This window comes from Cupriavidus sp. 05T41 (genome assembly GCF_056396525.1).
This window is the reverse complement of sequence record NZ_JBFTLQ010000113.1, coordinates 1-19,407: the sequence shown is the minus strand read 5'-3', so window position 1 is coordinate 19,407 and position 19,407 is coordinate 1. Positions and strand designations below refer to the sequence as shown.

Annotated in this window: 19 protein-coding genes; 10 read left to right on the top strand and 9 right to left on the bottom strand. The window is 56.0% G+C overall.

The annotated features are described in order from the left end of the window. The first annotated feature begins 298 nt into the window (after nt 1-298). The 9 genes from AC1DKV_RS36790 (at nt 299) to AC1DKV_RS36750 (ending at nt 7,969) form a co-directional block, all read left to right on the top strand. Entirely contained in the window at nt 299-1,000 is a 702-nt protein-coding gene (locus AC1DKV_RS36790; RefSeq protein WP_477139347.1) for a DUF6387 family protein, read from the top strand. A gap of 226 nt (nt 1,001-1,226) precedes the next feature. After that, nucleotides 1,227-1,430 carry a helix-turn-helix domain-containing protein gene (locus AC1DKV_RS36785; protein ID WP_477139346.1) on the top strand — a complete coding sequence of 68 codons (204 nt, stop codon included), beginning with the start codon at nt 1,227-1,229 and terminating at the stop codon, nt 1,428-1,430. Further along, complete coding sequence (locus AC1DKV_RS36780; RefSeq protein WP_477139345.1) at nt 1,423-1,860, top strand: hypothetical protein; 438 nt, start codon at nt 1,423-1,425, stop codon at nt 1,858-1,860. The genes AC1DKV_RS36785 and AC1DKV_RS36780 overlap by 8 nt, the downstream gene beginning before the upstream one ends. Further along, nucleotides 1,857-4,265, top strand: a complete 2,409-nt coding sequence (locus AC1DKV_RS36775; protein ID WP_477139344.1) for a DNA primase family protein — start codon at nt 1,857-1,859, stop codon at nt 4,263-4,265. The genes AC1DKV_RS36780 and AC1DKV_RS36775 overlap by 4 nt, the downstream gene beginning before the upstream one ends. Before the next feature lie 431 nt (nt 4,266-4,696). Further along, nucleotides 4,697-5,245 (top strand): plasmid pRiA4b ORF-3 family protein, encoded by a 549-nt coding sequence (locus tag AC1DKV_RS36770; protein WP_477139343.1) that lies wholly within the window; start codon nt 4,697-4,699, stop codon nt 5,243-5,245. Nucleotides 5,246-5,436: 191 nt separating this feature from the next. After that, nucleotides 5,437-6,342, top strand: a complete 906-nt coding sequence (locus AC1DKV_RS36765; RefSeq protein WP_477139342.1) for a hypothetical protein — start codon at nt 5,437-5,439, stop codon at nt 6,340-6,342. Between the two features lie 24 nt (nt 6,343-6,366). Further along, a complete protein-coding gene (locus AC1DKV_RS36760) occupies nt 6,367-6,990 on the top strand; it encodes a PIN domain-containing protein (RefSeq protein WP_477139341.1) in 624 nt (207 codons plus the stop codon). A 19-nt stretch (nt 6,991-7,009) separates the two neighbouring features. Next, nucleotides 7,010-7,381: a hypothetical protein gene (locus AC1DKV_RS36755; protein ID WP_477139340.1), complete on the top strand. Its 372-nt coding sequence runs from the start codon at nt 7,010-7,012 to the stop codon at nt 7,379-7,381. A 99-nt stretch (nt 7,382-7,480) separates the two neighbouring features. Then, on the top strand, nt 7,481-7,969 hold the full coding sequence (locus AC1DKV_RS36750; protein ID WP_477139339.1) for a hypothetical protein: 489 nt from the start codon (nt 7,481-7,483) through the stop codon (nt 7,967-7,969). A gap of 155 nt (nt 7,970-8,124) precedes the next feature. Here the strand turns inward: AC1DKV_RS36750 and AC1DKV_RS36745 are convergent, their stop codons facing one another. The 9 genes from AC1DKV_RS36745 to AC1DKV_RS36705 form a co-directional block, all read right to left on the bottom strand. Further along, nucleotides 8,125-8,637, bottom strand: coding sequence for a hypothetical protein (locus AC1DKV_RS36745; RefSeq protein ID WP_477139338.1), 513 nt, complete (start codon nt 8,635-8,637; stop codon nt 8,125-8,127). Nucleotides 8,638-8,978: 341 nt separating this feature from the next. Continuing rightward, entirely contained in the window at nt 8,979-9,596 is a 618-nt protein-coding gene (locus AC1DKV_RS36740; RefSeq protein WP_477139337.1) for a hypothetical protein, read from the bottom strand. After that, entirely contained in the window at nt 9,593-10,411 is an 819-nt protein-coding gene (locus tag AC1DKV_RS36735; RefSeq protein ID WP_477139336.1) for a hypothetical protein, read from the bottom strand. The genes AC1DKV_RS36740 and AC1DKV_RS36735 overlap by 4 nt, the downstream gene beginning before the upstream one ends. Nucleotides 10,412-10,545: 134 nt before the next feature. Then, nucleotides 10,546-11,013: a hypothetical protein gene (locus tag AC1DKV_RS36730; RefSeq protein ID WP_477139335.1), complete on the bottom strand. Its 468-nt coding sequence runs from the start codon at nt 11,011-11,013 to the stop codon at nt 10,546-10,548. A 175-nt stretch (nt 11,014-11,188) separates the two neighbouring features. Continuing rightward, nucleotides 11,189-11,677 (bottom strand): hypothetical protein, encoded by a 489-nt coding sequence (locus tag AC1DKV_RS36725; RefSeq protein ID WP_477139334.1) that lies wholly within the window; start codon nt 11,675-11,677, stop codon nt 11,189-11,191. 31 nt (nt 11,678-11,708) lie between these two features. Next, nucleotides 11,709-14,780 carry a type I restriction endonuclease subunit R gene (locus AC1DKV_RS36720; protein WP_477139333.1) on the bottom strand — a complete coding sequence of 1,024 codons (3,072 nt, stop codon included), beginning with the start codon at nt 14,778-14,780 and terminating at the stop codon, nt 11,709-11,711. Nucleotides 14,781-14,814: 34 nt separating this feature from the next. Next, nucleotides 14,815-15,222, bottom strand: a complete 408-nt coding sequence (locus AC1DKV_RS36715; RefSeq protein WP_477139332.1) for a hypothetical protein — start codon at nt 15,220-15,222, stop codon at nt 14,815-14,817. Between the two features lie 134 nt (nt 15,223-15,356). Further along, on the bottom strand, nt 15,357-16,697 hold the full coding sequence (locus tag AC1DKV_RS36710) for a restriction endonuclease subunit S (RefSeq protein WP_477139331.1): 1,341 nt from the start codon (nt 16,695-16,697) through the stop codon (nt 15,357-15,359). Next, nucleotides 16,694-18,613, bottom strand: coding sequence for a type I restriction-modification system subunit M (locus AC1DKV_RS36705; protein ID WP_477139330.1), 1,920 nt, complete (start codon nt 18,611-18,613; stop codon nt 16,694-16,696). The genes AC1DKV_RS36710 and AC1DKV_RS36705 overlap by 4 nt, the downstream gene beginning before the upstream one ends. Before the next feature lie 344 nt (nt 18,614-18,957). Here AC1DKV_RS36705 and AC1DKV_RS36700 point away from each other — a divergent pair. After that, nucleotides 18,958-19,407, top strand: a 450-nt coding sequence (locus tag AC1DKV_RS36700) for a hypothetical protein (protein ID WP_477139329.1), incomplete at its 3' end; no start/stop codon positions are given.

Genomic DNA, 19,407 nt, shown 5'->3' with positions numbered 1-19,407 from the left:
ATGAGAAGGTCGGGGGTTCGATTCCTCTCTTCGGCACCAAGAATATCAAGGGGTTACAGCGTTTTCGTTGTAGCCCCTTTTGCTTTGGGGTTACGCCGGGGTTACGGCCCCGGTGTATCGCCATCTATCTCGGCACAAGCAGTGCTGCCGGGCAGCATCCCTCCACCGATCTCCTGAGGGCAATGTGAGCCGTCACAAAATCACGCAGGAAGAGCTCAAAGGGTTCTMCCTCGAAAAGTACAGCAGTCTGGCCAAGTTTTMGTATGGGCAGTGGGCGAATCTGATCTCTCATCGCTCGATGCTTTGGAAGCTTMCCCAGCAACCGGCTGCCTCCAGCGTAACAATTCCGCAGGCGATGACCGATGCTTTTGTAGCAGAGACGATAACCGCCCTTCTTACCAACCCTCTAGGAGGTTTCCACACCTCTCCAYGGTTCATCGGCGGCGGAAGTCCGCTGAACACAGCATCGATCAGGTTACGCATTCAGCCATACACAGGCCCGATGCCCGCCCCATCTGGGAATATCAATGGCGATCTATTCGGTACCCTTGATGGCGTCCCCCTGGGGCAAGCCACCGTTGACGAAAGCCAAGCGCATACAAGACGAGTCCTACTTGAGGTTGACATTKACACGCCAAATGTCGAACTGATTAGAGATTTCGCAATGTGGCTTAGACAATGGCGCACGCTTTCGCAGGAGCCTATCCAGGGAACGGAGCCGACTGCCTCCATGGCTTGGGCCCAGACCACTATCAAACGCTGKATTGACATTCGTCTCGTAGCCTACATCGACCTCAAACTGATCGGGAAACTCTACCAGAAGGACTTCGGGGCCGACGCTCTGCGACGCCTCATCTTCCCCAAGCACAGTGAGGGCGAGTGGGCGGCGGCCKAACGCAAGCAGAAGAGATTGTGTACGGAGTTCTTCCGGGGGGACACCCTTGACCTGATGGGTCGCCTTGCCTTCAATGAAGGACGAGGTTCGGTACCAAATTTATAGGAATTTTTTGGTTCTACACCCATGACCGTCGAATCAGCATGATTTCGCCTACGGGAACAGCAGACCTCTGCCTTTCCCATCACCAAGGAAGATCATGTATTCGACAAGTTCCCAATCAACCACCAGCAGCACTCACACTGCCCTTCTCACGCAGGAACTGCCTGGCGCTGCACGCCCCAGCATCAAGTCATCAGTGGAACCCCTGACCGGTAAGGCTCAGGCCCTAATGACCCGCCAGGAGGCCGCAGCCTACATCGGCGTTCAACAGAACACCCTGGCGGCCTGGGCTTGCACCCAGCGGTATGACCTGCCCTACGTCAAGGTCGGTCGCAACGTCCGCTATCGCCAGCAAGACCTGGACGCATTCATCATGCGCAACACCCACGGTGTCGACGCCGGCGCCATCACGATGGGAGGCGCCAATGTCTGACGCCCTGTTCCCAAGTTTTTTCACGGAAAAGCTTTCCAAATCCGTCGACCTGGCTGCGAAACTTKACATTGCCCCCTGGCAAAAAAAATGCTGCAAGGGGGAGAAGTACACGCGGCAAGATTGGATCGCCACGATGCAGCCCTACGTCGCAAGCGTTATGTGGCTTGCTTCCCACTTTGCCGTGAACGGCGCCGATTGTGCAAGGGCGGCGTATCAGAAGCTGGGTGTGGAACGGAAGGCGCTCATTCAGATTGGCTATGAGGTCGTCTTTCTGAACCTGCACCGGTTTGAGCCCCGCTGCGCTTACATCMGCCCCGACATGTTCGTCGGCGTGGACGTGAAGGAAGGCGAGTTTCCGGTCCGGACCCTGACGAATATGCGTCTGGGCACGTACCTGCGTCTCACCGAGATGGGCGGGGTGGCAGCATGAGCGATATCGTTCTCGACCGCGATGACGCTGCTGCCGTGATTGAATCAACTATCGAGATCAGCGCCTTCCGGTCCAGCCATGACAATGTGCCTGTCGCCCAAAAGATGACGATCTCGCAGCTCGTGGAGCGCTTCAGCAAGCCGCAGGCCCTGGCAGCCAAAGGTGGGCCTGCCTGGTCGCCAGCCGTCTATCAGCCAGGCGCAAACCGCTCCCGGACTGGTGTCCTGGCGGTGACGGCGTTGGTCATGGACATCGATGATGGCACGTCCATCGAGACCTTCAAGGAGCGGCTGAAGGGCTACGCCTACTATTGGCATACATCGTACAGCCATACGCCCGAACATCCGAAGTATCGGATCGTGGTGTTTCTCACCAATCCGGTGCCGGCTATGCATTGGCCGGATCGCTGGCGTCGTGCGCAGGCGTGGATGGAGGGGCATCTCGATGAATCGACGAAGGATGCGTCACGCATCTACTACATGCCGAGCCATCCTGTTGGTGGGCAGCACTTCGATTGTGAATATGTTACCGGAGCGATTCTGGATATCGATTCGCTCCCTGCCGTGCAGCATGCGCCTGAGGAACACAAGAGCACGCCCGCCGCTCGTCCCTTGACCCTGGTACCCAAGATTCCTGATGGGCAACCTGCGAGGCCTATTCATACCCCGCATCCGGCATTCGACGATGATGGTGAACACGGTCTTGAGGAAGTGATTAAGCGGTGCCACGCGATACGGGATATTGCTAAGCCAGCGAATCAGCCTTCTGTTTCCGAGCCCCTGTGGCGGGCCATGATTTCCAACGTCGGGCGCTTCGCCGGTGGGAGTGAGTTTGCCCATGCGGCCAGCCAGCACCATCCCGAGTACGACGAGGGAGAGGTCGGCGCTCGCATCAAACGCCACGTAGCCGAATCCGGGCCAATTACTTGCACGGAGATCCGTCGGTGCGGCTACACAGGCTGCCCCAGCGGCGGCTGTGTTTTGCCTAGCGGAGCTCCAACCAGAGCGCCTGCAGGACTTGCCACGTGGCCGGCCGTTTTTACGCCGAAGGAGATCCCGCATCCGGTGCTGCTTCGCTCGTTCCTGGCTGGCCGGTTCAAGGAGGGGCTGGTGTATGCGAACAGCGAGTTCCATCGCTATCGTMAGGGTGCATTCGAGCAGTTGGATCAGACGGCCGAAGTCAGCAAGGCTCTCAGCGATCACCTCGGTCTAGCCGCGACGGCTCCTTTCATCAAGCAACTGGTAGAACTGCTGATGATGCAGCAGGCGGAGACGGGTGACGGCTTTGCCCCGAATTTGAATTACCTGTGCCTCACCAACGGTACGCTGAATCTGACTTCTTACGAGTTGGAGTCGCATAGCCCGGAGCATCGGCTTCGCACCCGACTGGATGTTTCCTGGCTGCCCGAGGCTACGGCTCCGCGGTGGCTGGCCTATTTGCATAGCGTGTTCGAACAGGATCCAGACATGGCCGAGAAGATTGCCTTCCTTCAGCAATGGGTGGGCTATCTGCTCGTGCCTGATGCCAGTCAGCAGAAGATGTTGTGGCTTGTTGGCTCGGGCGCCAATGGCAAGTCGGTGTTCCTGTCTATCGTGACAGCATTGGTTGGTCAGCAGAACATCTCGAATGCGATGCTCGATAGCTTCCACTTGCCCTATGTTCGGGCTGAGCTGGACGGCAAGCTGGTCAACATTGCAGGAGAKATGGCGGCGGACGTCATGATCAACGATGGATTCATCAAGGCGATCGTGGCCGCAGATATGATCGAGGCAGCCCGCAAGTTCAAGCCGTCGTTTTCGTTCCGGCCCTTCGTCCRTCTGATGGCGGCGACGAACAACCTGCCAAAGACGAATGACCTGACCCACGGTTTCTTCCGCCGGACGATCATCCTCATGTTCAACCGGCAATTTGCAGTCAGCGAGCAGAATCCTAACTTGGTCAATCAACTGCTGGCCGAGCTGCCTGGCATTCTGGTGTGGGCGATTGAAGGGCTGCGCAAGCTCCGGGGGCAAGGACACTTCACCGTGCCACCTTCATCGGAGGCTGCGCTCGAGGTATACCGCGCAGAGGCCAATCCGGTGCACATGTTCGCCGAGGAGTGCTTGGTTCCGGCACCCAATGGTAGGGGTATGCGCGTCAAGGACATCTTCCCCCTGTTTCAGCATTGGGCCAGTCGATTCGGCTTTCAATCCCGAAACCTTAATACATTTGGCAAGGCACTCGGTGCCCTTCGTTTCGAGCAGAAAAAGTCGAACGGGACAATGTACTGGAAGGTGGCTGCGACCCACGCTGCGAAAGACTATGCGTCGCTCAACGCGGATATCAACTACGATACCGGCACGCTTCCTGCGAATGATGCAGGCGATCCAAGAATAAGTGAGTTGGCTGCCAAGTACACGGTGTGATTTTGCCGCTGTTCTGCACGCGCAGGGGTGGCAGGGCGGGTAACAGGGTGGGGAGATTTTGGCATCCCACCCTGACAATTTTCTTTTATATATCAGCCATTTATGATCTAAAGGGTGGGTAGGGGTAGGACTTCTTGGAAAGGTCAATAAAAAAATGGTTAGAGCAAGCTTGGTTATGTGGATGTTCTGTATATAGCTTAAAGTAGCTGTACGAATCCCACCCTCCCCCCCCAAGCATAAGAAACAGCACGCATGACGCGCCTTTTTCAAGGGTAGGGAACTCTTGCCTCCCCACCCTGTTGCCTCCCTGCCCCCACCCTGTTCAGAGCCGAGAATAGCACTATGACTATGTGTGGGAAGGCTAAGCCTGCGGGCCGCCTGACCACCAGAAGTGCCGATACAATGCACGTTGGATTCACGCCCAGCCCTCCATGCTCAAACCTGTCGCAACCCTTCGTATCGAACTGCTCCACGTCAAGCCTCTGGTCTGGCGTCGCTTCGTTGTCCCGGTGGACATACAACTCCCCAAACTCCACAAGGTGATCCATGCTGTGATGGGCTGGGAGGACACTCACCTGCACGAATTTGACTTCAACGGCGAGCGGTTCGGTGTACAGGACAAGGACGCCTCGGATGAAGTACTGCGGTCGGAGAAGGGCGTTCGCTTGAACAGTGCGCTCGGCTCGGCCACCGAGTTCGAGTACCGCTATGACTTCGGCGATGACTGGCTGCACCGTGTCGTTGTCGAGTCGATTGGCCACCCGGATCTKACCCTGACTCTGCCAGTCTGCCTGGCTGGCGAAAACGCTTGCCCTCCGGAAGACGTTGGCGGGCCACACGGTTATGAGGAATTCCTGGTAGCTCTCCAGGACAAGAGCCATGCACAGCACKATGACTTCCGAGGTTGGGTGGGCGGCGTCTTCGACCCGGCTGGCTTCGATGTCAACGCAGTGAATGCGAGGCTGCGGGCAATTCGGTAGTGGGGTGAGACTGGGCGGCGGAAGGTCGAGGCCTGTGATTTGGGGAGAGCGCAAGGCGCGCCAAGGTATGATCGCTCACATCCGGCTTGCCGTGTGAACCGCATCAGCCTCTCCTGACGTTTCAGGTAAAGTCCAGGTTCACTCGTACGGTCGAACGGGGGTGAATCCCTTCATTTTCGAGGTTACATGCTGTGGAAGTACTCTATAAGCAAAGTGAAGTAGAACTGGTTCTGGCGGCATACCGAGACATCTTTCCATCGATCAACGAATCCTTGGCGAAGTATTGGGGGCTGGGCAGGGAACGCCCATGGTCCTATGTCACCACGGATTTCCATCGGGCAACCTGCGAGCAACTGAAGCTATTGCATGATCGCACCCAGGCCATCGATGCAATGGGACTGGCGACGGACGCAAAAGGCGCAGCACTACGCGATGCCTCGATCGCGTGCGGAGTGGGGTTCAGTATGGGCATCTGCCCCTGGACGGACAACCTGCTACTGAATACCTACTCTCCCGACAAGGACAGCCTCACAATTCTCCTTGGCCACGACTGGTACCCGATAGTCGTCGAGAGTCGGAATCGATCCGATTCGCCTATGAGAAACAGCGACGCGCTGCATTACACTCCGAAATACATGCCGGCTGCGCCGCAGGCAATCTTCGATGGCTCGACCGTCGGGCTGTTCCTCAACCTGTATCCCGACTACCGACCGCCGGGCAACGGAAAGTGTGGGTCACTGCGCAACTACGGTATCAGCTACGAAGAGTGCCTCGATGGCTTGGACTCGATCATCGCCGTCGTCAGCAAACGCTTCAAAACAGTACGCATGATTTCCTGGGGTGCCAACGTCTGGACGGCCCTGAGAGCCCGAGTCCGTGGTGTCTCTCCGCTGGCCCTGATGGCGCATGCACAAGCGATGTCGGGTGAGATCCTAGCCTTTGAATCCTCTGGCAAGGAGATTCAGTATTTGCCGATCGCTCATCCGAGCCATCCTGGCAACTTCTATCGAGCGGCACACTTGATGCACATCAGACKGGGTTTTGGGGCGATGGGTCTTGGGTTACCGGCAAGTCAGCAATCGGCTAGAATCGCCTGAACAAAAAAAGTAATCAGGGGTCACATGTCGCAGCCGCTGTTGCTGGTGGATTTTGAAAATGTCCAGACAATTGACGTTCAGCACATCCCGCCGGACTACCAGATTGCCATCTTTTGCGGCGCCAACCAGAAGAGTGCCTCGCTCGATCTGACAGCCCGGTTGCAGGATCTGGKGTCACGGGTTCAGTGGCATCGGGTCTCGGGCAYCGGCAAGAACGCACTGGACTTTCACATTGCATTCCATATTGGCCGTGTTCTTGAGCGCAAGGAGGCCAGCGAGTTCATCATCCTGGCCAAGGACACGGGCTACGACCCGCTGGTCAAGCACATCGGCTCGCTAGGCGTGCCCTGCAAACGGGTTGGTGTTGTCGGGGAGATACACAGGACTCCGGCCACTCCGACCGTATCATCTCCAAAACCAGCGCCGAAAGCATCATCCCCGCCTAGTGCCGATCTCGAACGTGTGAAGGCGAATCTCACCAAGGTGCTGAAGAACAAAAGGCCAAGAAAGCGGGCAACGCTGACCAAGCATATGAGTACCCTATTTGGCAACAAGCTCACGAAGGCGCAGTTGACCGGCTTGGTCGACGACATGTTCCGCCGAAAGATGATCTCCGAAGCCAACAACGCCATCAGCTATCACTTCTAGCCAACAGCATCACCTCTTCATGACAGATACGATATTCAGTCCACAGGGCTTCGAACTACGCACCGGCTCTGTCAATCCTTTGCTTCCCTTGCTATTCCGGATCGGCGTCGTCGATGGTGCCGCTTCTGGCATGCAGGTCATCTACGTCGGTATGAGCAGAGACGGCGCCAAAGCCCCGTTCGCCAACTACGACGACAATCTGCGGAGGATCCGGGACGGCCGAGCACCAAGGAATGGCAAGGGCTTCCGCCAGATACATAGGGATATCGATATGGCGCTGCGGGAAGGCAAGTCAGTCGTGATCGAACTGGTTCGGAACGTGGACACTGACACCGAGCCCCTTGCCGCTGCGAAGAAGGCGTTGCAGCGGCAACATCTATTAGGCGGCTAACGATCAATCTCGCGTCAAGACCGAAAAGAAGGGGTAGCGCATATGCCACTAACCACGAAGKGGATCTGTGCACAGATCCTGGGAAGCCTTTCAACGTACTTGAATTACCGAGACGATCAGGATATCAGTGACTGCAAGGTCGTGATCAATCATCTGTTGAGGAAGTTCAGCGAGCCTGCATATAGGACTGACAGAAAATTTTGCTCGACTCAGATTCGCCAAGATCCGTTTCAGGTGGCAGTTTATGATCACGCTGTTCCCGTCAATGTCATCATGAACTGGTTGCTTCGCATCGATAACGCACGGAGCTTGGATGTGAACGCAGTTAACATTGCCGGGCTCGAGAGGGTGCTGAAAGCCAATCTGTTCTTGGTGAGGATTACGAAGGAGCAAGATGACTCGTTGACGGAACTCGATCTTCGTGACAGGATGCCAACCGACAATTGGAGCCCGTCACTAGATGGATTCCACTTGCCTTGGGACCGTTACGAAGCGCTGGGAATAGACATCGTCGAGTGCGACGGCCCAACGTTCCGCCGTCCTCGCAAAGCCAAAACAGTCTCTACCAAAAAGCGGGGCCACCAGTAGCCTCACAAAGGCGGGGGTGTCGGCCTGCTCGACTTCCTCACTCGATGTATTCGACGGCTGTGGGATGCAACTCCAGGACATACCCAGCCCGAAGCACACCGACGATTGAACGTGGCGTAAGCACGGCCAACTGCACCGCCTTCGGCCTGGCTTGCTTACCCAACCTGATGAATCGCATCACGAGCCACCCATATCCAACCTTCCGACTCCGGAACTTTTCCCTCGGGCGGTATAAGCTTGTCGGGCCGACATGAGAATAGATGGGCGATTAGCGCACACTTTAGCGCATCGTGCGTGTCATCCGGGTGCGACGGAAGACGATAGTGACGCAGCTGCTCCTGGAGCGTTTTCGAATTTTTGCAGGCCGCAGGGTAAGCCTCAATTATGGTAAGGGCCTTGCGATCTGACCACACTCCAATGCTTTGAAGATGAGGGGTGAATTTAGCCAGCACATGCATCCCCTTTGTTGCCTGGCTACCTATCATGTCTTTGATGGCAGAAAGAGGCTTCAAGCCCTGACCAAACAGGAATTTTTCTGTCTGACGGAACAAATATGAGTTGTTAGCATGCGTGCCGATTGACTCCGCATAGCCCTGTCGCGTAGCTAGCCGAATAAGATCTTCGGGAAATCCTAAAGGGGTATCGATGGCGAGGGTGACCTTGGTCATGCTTGCCATTTCAGTTTTACACAATGCGAACAGCGAGGCTACCCACTCCGCTGCGCAGGTAGCCGTCTGGATAGAATAGCTGAGATTGCCGCGCCAAGCCTCTCCGACCATATGAAGATCACTGTTTAAGATAATGATGGCGTCTCGGCTACGCCTATTGGCGTCGCAATTCCACCCACCAACATCCCATCCTATGTAATACGCAGGGTTCTGAGTAGCGACTGTCATACCGACGTAGCAGAAATTATACAGAAATCGGATTTCAGGTATGGACAGCAATGTTCGACGCAGAGCCATAGATTGGCTGTTCCCTGCACCGCCAAATTGAGCGAGAAGCGCAATCAGACCTCATGACCAAAAATTTCTCCCGCACGTCGGCGAAACTGGGCAAGCGTTGTCCGTGTAGCCTGTTCATCAGTAAACGCAGTTAAAGGAACGAATTCTCGATACATTCTATACCCGGGAACCTTCTCGGTCGTAACMAGTTTTMCGTGCTCGGGGTATGGCATGCGATTCMAAACTCGGTCATACCAATTGAATGGCCCTGCGGCGGGTTCATCGCAGCGAATAAGGCTGATAGCAAGTTCACTTCGACTGACTTCCACTGGCTGCATTGCTGCATTGCTCTTCGTAGAGAACCMCGTATCACTACATATTTGTACATCAATCAACAAATCGCCTTTGCTATGCTGGTGCACGTAATCTTCATGATCTCCAGAATGCCGAATCCAGAGAGCTGACGCGTCTAACAGCGGCAATAGGCGGCTTCCGGAGTCATCATTACGCTCCAATATCTGAAAATCACGCGATGCCATATTCCGCCAGCAATGATGGTAGGGAATAGCGTCAAACTCCTCACGGATAAATCCAAGGAGTTCAACGATGCGTTGTTGATAATCTGCCAGCAAGCGGTAGGCCTTGCGGACGTCCAGCAATGCTGCATCGAGTGATATGGTCATTGATAAAACCTCCACATGTCAAAGGATTTGCCTTCAGCGCTAATGTGCGCTGGCGCTAATGTAGCCAATGGCGTGAGAGTGGAGCGGGTGGCGACGGGAGGGGCCATAGGACTGAAATGGTGGAACGAAAAACCTGTAATGTGGCAGTGATGGAGATCAGTCAGCCATCTGGGCGGATGGGTGCGAATACCATGCCAGGCAAAGGCACTACCTATATCGTCGATAATTCGTTGAAGGCCGTTGCCATAACCTTGTGAGTTTCGCACCGCCTGTCCGAGAGATTGGTAAACATCCCCCCAGCTACGGCATATAAGCTCAAATTCGGGGACAGCCGCCGATCCATCACGATTTAGGGCTGAAATAATCTGGCCCTTCAATGCTTTTTCCTGAGCTGGTGAATACTCTATCATCCCTCCAATTGTCAAGAGGGTAACGTTTTCCTCCCCTAGCTCGTCGCTCTCCCACCCCGCCAAGAGCTCACGTGCCAACTGATCTGCGTACTGTTGCTCTAAGAAATCATGCCGTTTAGCTTCKACAACAACTCGCCGAGTGCCACACGTMAGGAGTACATCGGGTTCGACACCGTTTCCATTCAGTCTCCACCACGGCCAAAACGCGATTTCATCTAATGGTGGAAGATCTAGTGACAGCAGATGCGAAAAGAAAGCGACAAGCACCGTGTCAGGCAAGTAGGATAGTCGCTCAAAGACTGTGGCGGTCAGGACATCTTCCGCACCCTCAGCCTCGCCCAGCTTTAACGTGATGCCTTCCAAGCCGGTACCACGCTTTTTCCCATTGAGAACTGCGTTGAGCATAAAAATGCTATCGTTTGAATGGATTAACACCTACGGACTGCATCGCCGCGCCCTCTGAAAACGCCTCGGTCGTCGCTCGTAATCGGCATAATAGGCCCGAGCTTGCTTCTATCCTCTCCGCATGGAAAGTCAGATTATTCCGCTGCCTTTTTCTGAAGGCGCTCACGAATGGCTTTTAAATCGATCCGTTTTCCACCAACAATAATCCTGCTGCTCTCATGCGGCTCTTTCAATGGAACTTCGAGTAGGCGGAGAAGGAGATCGTCAAACCAATCTCGGTCATCGGCGGCACGGACCGCATACTCCCAAAAGAAGGGCAAGTTTTCCCGGAAATGCCAGTCTGGCACATCAAGGACTCCCCTGGGTAAATCTAGTGCCTTTTCCAGTCGTCGTGCTCTTTCGTCAGTGAAATCGGTTCCTGATCCATTCGCCAAGTTACTCACTTCGGTTGGGGAGATGTATCTGCCAGCCTCTCGCATCAATCCCACAAGCATTGCTTGGAAGCCATGCCCATACTCCTCATTGAGATGATTTAGATTTAATTTCCTATTTTCCCGCAGTTGCGCCTCTGCATTACGAATAAATGAGGCAGTAGATGGCATGGCGTTCCTCCTTCGACGAATTACTCGTCAGCAGTTAGGGCAGGAGAAGCTCCTGCGGCAATGGTCCCCGTTGGGGCTGACCCCGTTTTGAAGTGGCATGTCTTCTTCGTTGTCCAAGCATAGAACCGGCCCTCTTCCAGTCGGCGAGCTGACGTACGATTGAATGTTATGTGGCTCAAGCTTTCTTGCCCAGCCCCGGGGCGCCACCCTGGACCACCGTCACATAAATGGACTTCAGCGACGCGGCCTTCACTGACGTATGTTTGTAATTGATGAGCTGGCTCAAAAGCTCGTCATAGTKCTCGGTCGATGGGTTTCTCAAAAACTGATGGAATGCCGATACCGTCAGTTCCCTTACGGTTTGACTTTTGGGCGTTGATGGCAGTTCTAGCTCCCAATACCGTGTCGCACGTGCGGCCTCGACATTGAATCGACTCTGATCAAGTTTTCGACCTGGCTTTACCAACGCGATGGCATTACTCTCGTCGATGCTGGTCTTGAATGGCGTGAAAGACTCTACCCACAGGGCTACGTGAGCAGCAGTAACCTTCCCGGTCGCCTGTTGCAGGGCTCGCTGCAAAACACCCCAATCCCCATGCTTCGCTACATGCAGCAAGCCCTTGCAGAGCTCCAAATGCAGTTGTTCGTTCTTCTTGGCGGCCATCTACTCGACTCCTCCTTTCGTCCAAGTTGCATTAGACCGATGCCGACCCGACCCCACCCCGCTGCTTCGCAAAACCCGCATACACCAGGTCGCCTAGCAGGGCCGCTAACCCCTCCTGCACCTTGGGGCTGTTCAGTACCTGCTTGGCCATATCCGAGTAGCTGTCGAATCCATCAGCCACGGACTGGATCATTGCGTCTTTGAAGTCGGGGCTGGCGTCGAACTGTTCCTTCGTGTTCGCTGCAGCCTGCTTCGCCAACGTCTCGTTCTCCAGCATTTTGCCGCTGATGTGCAAGGCAAACGGCAGCAGATCGGTATCGGTGACACCTTCGAACAGGTCATTCATCTTGCTGACCACCTGGGTGAGTAACACCTGCTCCGGGTCGTGGGGCTTTCCGGAACCCAGCTCGGTGAGCGGCCTGAGCTTGGCGTCCTCATCCCCGGAAGCCAGTGCGATGTTCTGCTTGCCCTTATCCGACAGCTTGTAGTGGGTCAACTTGACCCCGCTGAGGTCAATGTCGTCCTTGTTCCGGACACTCCGCAGCAACGGCAGCAAATGCTTCAGGAAGATCGACCGCTTTTCGAGGTCGGTATCGCCGAAGTCCACGATCTGGGACAGGAAATCGTAGGTCCGAACGAACGTACCCACGTCTCGCCGGAAGACGTCTAGGGCATCGGCGGCTTCCTTGTMATCAGCATCGACAGCATCTTGGAATCGGACCCGGTAACGATCCACGGCTGGGGCGATMTTGGCCTGCATGTCCTTCTGCGTGCCCTTGAAGTAGGCTACGACGAAGGCCTCGACTTCCTCCGGCGTATAGATCAGCTCGGCATCCAGCTTGCTCTGCAGGGCGTGGATTAGGTTCGGATCACTGACCCCAGCGAGTTCGGCCGTCTCGAAGTATGGCTGGAAGGCAGCCCGKATCTCGTCGGCCTCGTTCACGAAGTCCAGCACGAAGGTCTGGTCCTTACCAGGACAGGTGCGGTTCAGGCGGGACAGCGTTTGCACCGCAGCCACCCCGGCCAGCTTCTTGTCCACGTACATCGAGACGAGCTTGGGCTGATCGAAGCCCGTCTGGTACTTGTTGGCCACCAGCAAKACCTGAAACTCGTCCGTATCKAAGGCTTCCCGAAGATMACGGCCCTTGAGGCCGGGGTTCATCTTGGCTTCCGAGAATGCGGCCGGGCCACTCTCGGGATCATCCACTTCGCCGGAAAATGCCACCAGCGTTGCCAGATCCTTGTAGCCTTGCTGCTTGATGTACTTGTCGACGGCGAGCTTGTAACGGACAGCTTCCTTGCGGGATGCGGTGACGACCATGGCCTTTGCATGTCCATCCAGACGCCACGCGACGTTGGTCCGGTAGTGCTCGACGATGATCTGGGCTTTCTGAGAGACGTTGTACGGATGCAGCCGCACCCAGCGCATCAACGACTTCATCGCCTCGCTCTGGTCAACCGTGGTGTCGTCATAATCCTTGCCGTTGTGGGCTAGCTTGAAGGCGAGCTTGTAGGGCGTGTAGTTCTTCAGCACGTCCAGGATGAAGCCTTCTTCGATGGCCTGGCGCATCGAGTACACATGGAAGGCTTCTGGCTTGTTCGTTTCCGACGCAGGTTGCTCTGGCTCTGGCAGGCGGCCGAACATCTCCAGCGTCTTGGCCTTTGGCGTGGCTGTGAAGGCGAAGTAGCTCAGACTGTCCTGTTCCGGCCTGGCCGACATCTCTGCCGCCAGCAGTTCATCGACACCGAGCTCTTCGCCCTCGGCAAGCTGTTCTGTGGTGAGAACTTGCTTCAGTTTCTTGGCTGCTGCCCCGGTCTGCGAGGAGTGCGCCTCATCGGCAATCACGGCGAAGGTGCGGCCCTTCAGGCCCGTCTCTTTCTGGATGGCTTCGAGCACGAACGGGAACGTCTGGATGGTCACGATGATGATGGGCACGCCATCCTTCAACGCCTCGGCCAACTGCGCCGATTTCACGCCATCGTTGGTGACCTTGCAGACCACGCCAGCCTTGTGCTCGAACTGGTAGATCGAATCCTGGAGCTGCTGGTCCAGCACGGTGCGGTCCGTGATGACCACCACCGACGAGAACACTTTGTGGTCGGCATCGTCGTGCAGGTTCGACAATTGGTGCGCCAACCAGGCAATGGAGTTCGACTTGCCGGACCCGGCAGAGTGCTGGATCAGATATTTGTGGCCCGCCTTCTCAGTCTTCGCCTTGGCGAGGAGCTTGGTAACGGCCTCCCATTGATGGAAACGGGGKAAGATCAGCGTTTCCCGGATCTGCTTCTTGCCTTCTGGCGTCTTCTTCTCTTCTTTGGACAGGTGAACGAAGCGGCCGAAGATGTTCAGCCAGGCATCCCGCTGCAGGATCCGTTCCCACCAATAGGAAGTGCGGTAGCCGCTTGGATTGGCTGGGTTGCCTGCACCGCCATGATTGCCCAGATTGAACGGCAGGAAGTACGTACCCTTGCCCTTGAGTTTGGTCGTCATCCAGACTTCATCGGTGGACACGGCAAAGTGCACCAAGGCCCGACGCTTGAAGGCTAGCAGCGGCTCTTCACGTTTTGCGCCGGGCTCACGAGGAATGCGGTCGGTCCGATACTGCTTCTTGGCATCTTCGACGGACTGGGTGAAGTCCGTCTTGAGCTCTGCCGTGGCTACCGGAATGCCGTTGACGAAGAACACCAGGTCGATGGCATTCTCGTTGGACAGGCTGTATCGGACTTGCCGCACGACCCGGCAACGGACCTTGCCGTAGCGCTCCAGTGTCTCCGGGTTGATGAGTTGGGCAGGCCGGAACTGGCACATGTCGAACTTCGTCGACACGTCTTTGAAGCCATGGCGCAGAACCGACAGCGAGCCATCCGTGTCGAGTACCTGAGCGAGGCGAGCAAGCAGGGCCGCTTCCGTCCCGCCGTTCTTCGCTGCCTTCAGCTTCTCCCACGTTTTTGGCTGTGTCTCCTGCACCCAGGCGAACACGTCTTCGGGGTACAGGGCCAGCTCAAGGTCATACTTGGCGGCGTCTCCCTGCAGCCAGCCGTGGGCGGTCAGGTGTGCAACGATGTCCGTCTCGAAGTGGATTTCTTGGTGTTTTTGTGCCATGACCCGCTCTGTCTTGTTCTTGTGTGTTTTGGAGTCAGTAGGGGTAGCGTACCTGTTCCAGTTGCTCGAAGGATTCGATGACCTCAAATGGTCCGATGCTTCCTGTCAAGACTGAAAGAAATGCAAAGCCCTGACTTCGCAGTACGTCGTACACCCAGTACTCGACCATTGCCAAAGCAAAATCAGTCGTTCCGTCTTCACCGTCAAACGCAGCTTCCCCGTCGAGCTGCCCGAGTGCATCCTCGAGCCATGCACATGCCTCATCATCGTCCAGCCGAGCACTACCGACAGAGAGTTGGCCTCGCTGGATCGCTCCCTCCACTTCACTGAGGGTCTCTTCAAGATCCGAAATCGACTGGAGCACGCCTTTGAGCGCTGAGAACTTGTCCGAGAACAGGCTACGAATATKACCGGTCAAAGTGCGGAGTTGCACCAAAGCCAAGACTGCCGCTCGTTCTCCTGGCGTTCCCGGTTTCCATTCATCGGACTGTTCCGGCCTCCGTCGAAGGGGAGGCCCCCTGCGACGACTCGGTACAGGGGGTGGGGCAAGCGAGGTCAAGACAATCGCATAGCGCTTCATGCCGCCTTCTCCTCATAGGCATCCCGGTCAACCAGGCCTCGCACGTCGATCTTGCCGGTCACGGCAGCGGAGATAAGAGCGGTACGGTGCTCTTTCTGCAGCTCGATGGCTTGCTGGGCCTTGGCGATGAGGGTGTCGATCCTGGCCGTCACTCCGTCCAGGTGGGCGACGATGGCGTATTGCTCGTCTGAGTCTGGCATTGGAATGATCAAGTTACGGATCTCTTCCACGTTTACCCTCTTAAAAGTAGAGCCAATCATGAGCGTCTGTAGTTGTTCGGTAACGACGAGCGAACGAATCACGTATTGGAGGAAGTCGCTCGAAATACCCGGGTCGCCTCTTCTAAGCAAGCAGACGTCTTGCCCCATAGCAAACGGAGGGTGCCAGTTTGCAACTTGAGCGACTTCACCCACGGTTGCGTTTCTGCTGAAGATTAGGTCCCCTGGGAGGGGCTTGCGGCCGCCTTCGATCAGCTGTTCGTAGTACGCCTCGGTGGTCTGTTTGGCGTTMATAAGCTMAACATAGCGGCTTTGAACCTCCCGAATACTCGCCAACGGGAAGCCATCCTCTACGAACTCTGCCGTGATGTGTTTGCAATCCGTGACACCCCAGAAGCGTTTGAGACTGCCTATGTCCCAATGCGCCGGCACATCCCCCAGCCACTCCACGCMGCTCGGCTTCATCGGCACAGTCGAGTCTAGCCCCTTGGTCACGGCATGGGAGATCAGCGCCTGGCGCTTTTCCTGCAACAGTTCTATCAGCTTTTCCTGCTTGGCGATCAGCGTGTCGATCTTCGCCGTCTCCCGGTCGAGGAAAGTGGCGATGACGGCTTGGTTAGATAGGTCAGGCAACGGCAGCGTAATCCCAGCGAATTGGTCATACCGAATGGTCCGGCCATCCCGAATGCCTTCACTGCCCGCTTGCAGGGCAGAGATGTACGGGCGGCACTTGAACAGATAGCGAAAGAAATCTGGWTGGCTGGGGATGGCAGGTGCAAGAACCGTGTAAGCCGGACTCACGCAGCCGTCATATCGGCTTAGCTCTAGCCCTCCTTCAAAACTCCGCAAGCTGATGACGAAATTGTTCTTATCTACATGCTTGAAGTTGCCTGTCCCCGTCAGCGCCAGCATGACCTTCTGGTCTTCCAGTCGCATGAAATCTGCTTGCGGGATCACACCATATTTCTGTGAAGCCGTGAGTTGCTGGTCGGACGGTAGGGCCGGAAGTCTCTGCTCAATGAAAACCCGACGCCCGGCAAGCAGGGACCATTGCATCGGCGCATCCCCCAGCCACTCGACGCCAGACGGCTTGTACTGCGCATAGGGCTTGAACTTCACGCCGTCACCTCTTGCAGCAGGGCCAGGATTTCATTGGTCACTGCTGTCAGCTCGGCATCGATGATCTCTAGCGGACGGGGCGGTGTGTACTGATAGAAGAAGCGGTTGAACGGGATCTCGTATCCGACCTTAGTCTTCTCATCATTGATCCACGCGTCTGGCACGTGAGGAAGCACCTCCCGCTTGAAGTACGCATCAATTCTGTCAGACAGGGGTACGTTCTCCGTGTCCCGGAGGCTTGCGTCAGGTTTGGCATTCCCCTTGCGGTCCGTCTCGATCTCGCCTTGCTCGTTGCGAAGTGGACGCTCGACAGTGATCGTGCTGTAGCCAAAGTCGGCATTGTCGAAGATCMGGGACACCATCCACGATTCCACCTTGCAACCGTCAGGTTCAGTGGGCAACGCCTGGTCAGCAGGCTTCAGACCTTCCGATATCACCGCACCGTTGCCGTCAGTGATCTTGACGTACCGCAATTCCTCGAAGCGACCATGGATCTCGACCACCGTGCTGATGTCGGTATCGCCCAGTTCCTTGCGCTTGCTGCCCAGCGATTTGCGCATCTTCCGGTAGAACTCGGCCGCATTGACGAGCTGTACCTTGCCCTTGCGCTCGGCTGCCTTCTTGTTCGTCAGGATCCAGACATACGTGGCAATGCCAGTGTTATAGAACATGTCGGTCGGCAGGGCGACGATGGCTTCAAGCCAGTCGTTCTCGATGATCCAGCGACGGATTTCCGACTCGCCCGAGCCAGCGCCGCCCGTGAACAGCGGGGAGCCGTTCAGCACGATGCCGATGCGGGAACCCCCCTGGCCCTTGGTCTTGTCATAGGGACGCATCTTGGACAGCAAATGCATCAGGAACAGCAGGCTGCCGTCCGATACCCGTGGCAGGCCCGGCCCAAACCGACCTTCGTAGCCACGCTGCTCGTGCTCCTTCCGGACTTCCTTCTCGACCTTCTTCCATTCCACGCCGAACGGGGGGTTGGAGAGCATGTAGTCGAAGTCCTTGCCGGCATGGCTGTCGTCAGAAAGGGTGTTACCGAACGCGATGTTGCCAACGTCCTGGCCCTTGATCAGCATGTCCGCTTTGCAGATGGCGTAGGACTCAGCGTTGAGTTCCTGCCCGTGCATGACCAGGCGCGCATCCGGGTTCAGGCTGCGGAGGTGTTCCCCGGCGATGGACAGCATGCCACCGGTGCCAGCGGTCGGGTCATAGATCGTGCKAACGATGCCGGGCTTGGTCAGGGCTGCGTCGTCCACCGTAAACAACAGGTCGACCATCAGCCGGATCACTTCCCGGGGCGTGTAGTGCTCCCCTGCAGTCTCATTGGAGAGTTCGGCGAATCGGCGGATCAGCTCTTCAAACAACAAGCCCATGTCCGCATTGGTGATGCGGCCCGGGTGCAAGTCGATGCCTGCAAACTTCTGCGTGACTAGGTAGAGCAGGTTGCTGTCGTCCAGCTTGTCAAGCTGCTTCAGGAAATCGTAGCGCTCGAAGATGTCCCTGGCGTTCTCAGAGAAGGCGTTGACATAGGCCGCCAGGTTGGCCTTGATGTGKGACGGGTCGCCCTGCAGCCGTTCGAAATTGAAGGGTGAGGTGTTGAAGAACGTCTGCTGGGCCTTCTTGGTCAGGAACGGCGACAGCTCGATGCCCATGCTCTTCTTGGCCTCGAATTCCTTCAGCACTGCCGGTTTGGTGGCCTCCAGCACACAGTCCATGCGTCGCAGCAGGGTGAACGGCAGGATGACCTTGCCATAGTCGGATTGCTTATAGTCACCCCGCAGGAGATCGGCTACAGCCCAGATAAATGACGCGATTTCGTTGAAGTTTGCTGCCACGGCCTGCCCTTGGGTGAATTCGTTACAGAAGTGTAGCGGATGGGCGGCAATCGTTGGCCAAACCGTGCGGTGGGGCATTGCGGTCATGCACCTACGACCGAAAAGGTAGCGTGTTTGCCGTGGCGACCATAGATGCGAGGGGTTGTCGAACTACCCCATTATCAGTATCGTGTCAGTCTCCTAGCTTACGCGATGACCATTTGCAGCAGTTCGTTCTGGTGCCTTTTACTGGCGACGAATGGGATGCACTAACGGATTACTGCCGAGTAAAGGATAGGGGGCTCGGAGGTAGGCTGCCGCTATACAGCTCCATACATTAAGCCGGAAATACCTATTTCCCTTTTGCGCACAGTTTTAATAATAGGATAATATTCCGACGGTTTCGCCCTACCAGCCGTTGTAACATCCATATGCAAAAATCTTTGACACGCGATGTATTTACTCCGACCCGCCCTGCACGGATCGCTTTTGTAGAGCGAGATGCCGTCAACAACAAGGTGGTAAATTCACTTACTACACCTGGCAAGCAGATTGTCGTTTACGGACATTCTGGGACCGGAAAAACGACTCTATTGGTCAATAAACTCACCCAGCTATACGAACGACACATTACCACTCGCTGCATGAAAGGCCTCAAATTTGAGCAACTATTGCTCGATGCCTTCGATCAGCTCGCACCCTATTACACTCATGAGCGGCAGAATGTGGTCAAGGCACAGTCGGGTCTTGACTTAGGGGCGACTTACAAGATGTTGCAAGCCAAAATAACTGCATCCACTACTACGGAAAAGAGTGAGAAGCAGAGCCGAATTCTACCGCCGCAACTGACGCCACAAACGCTAGGACGTTTTCTAGKAGCGCAACAGGCATGC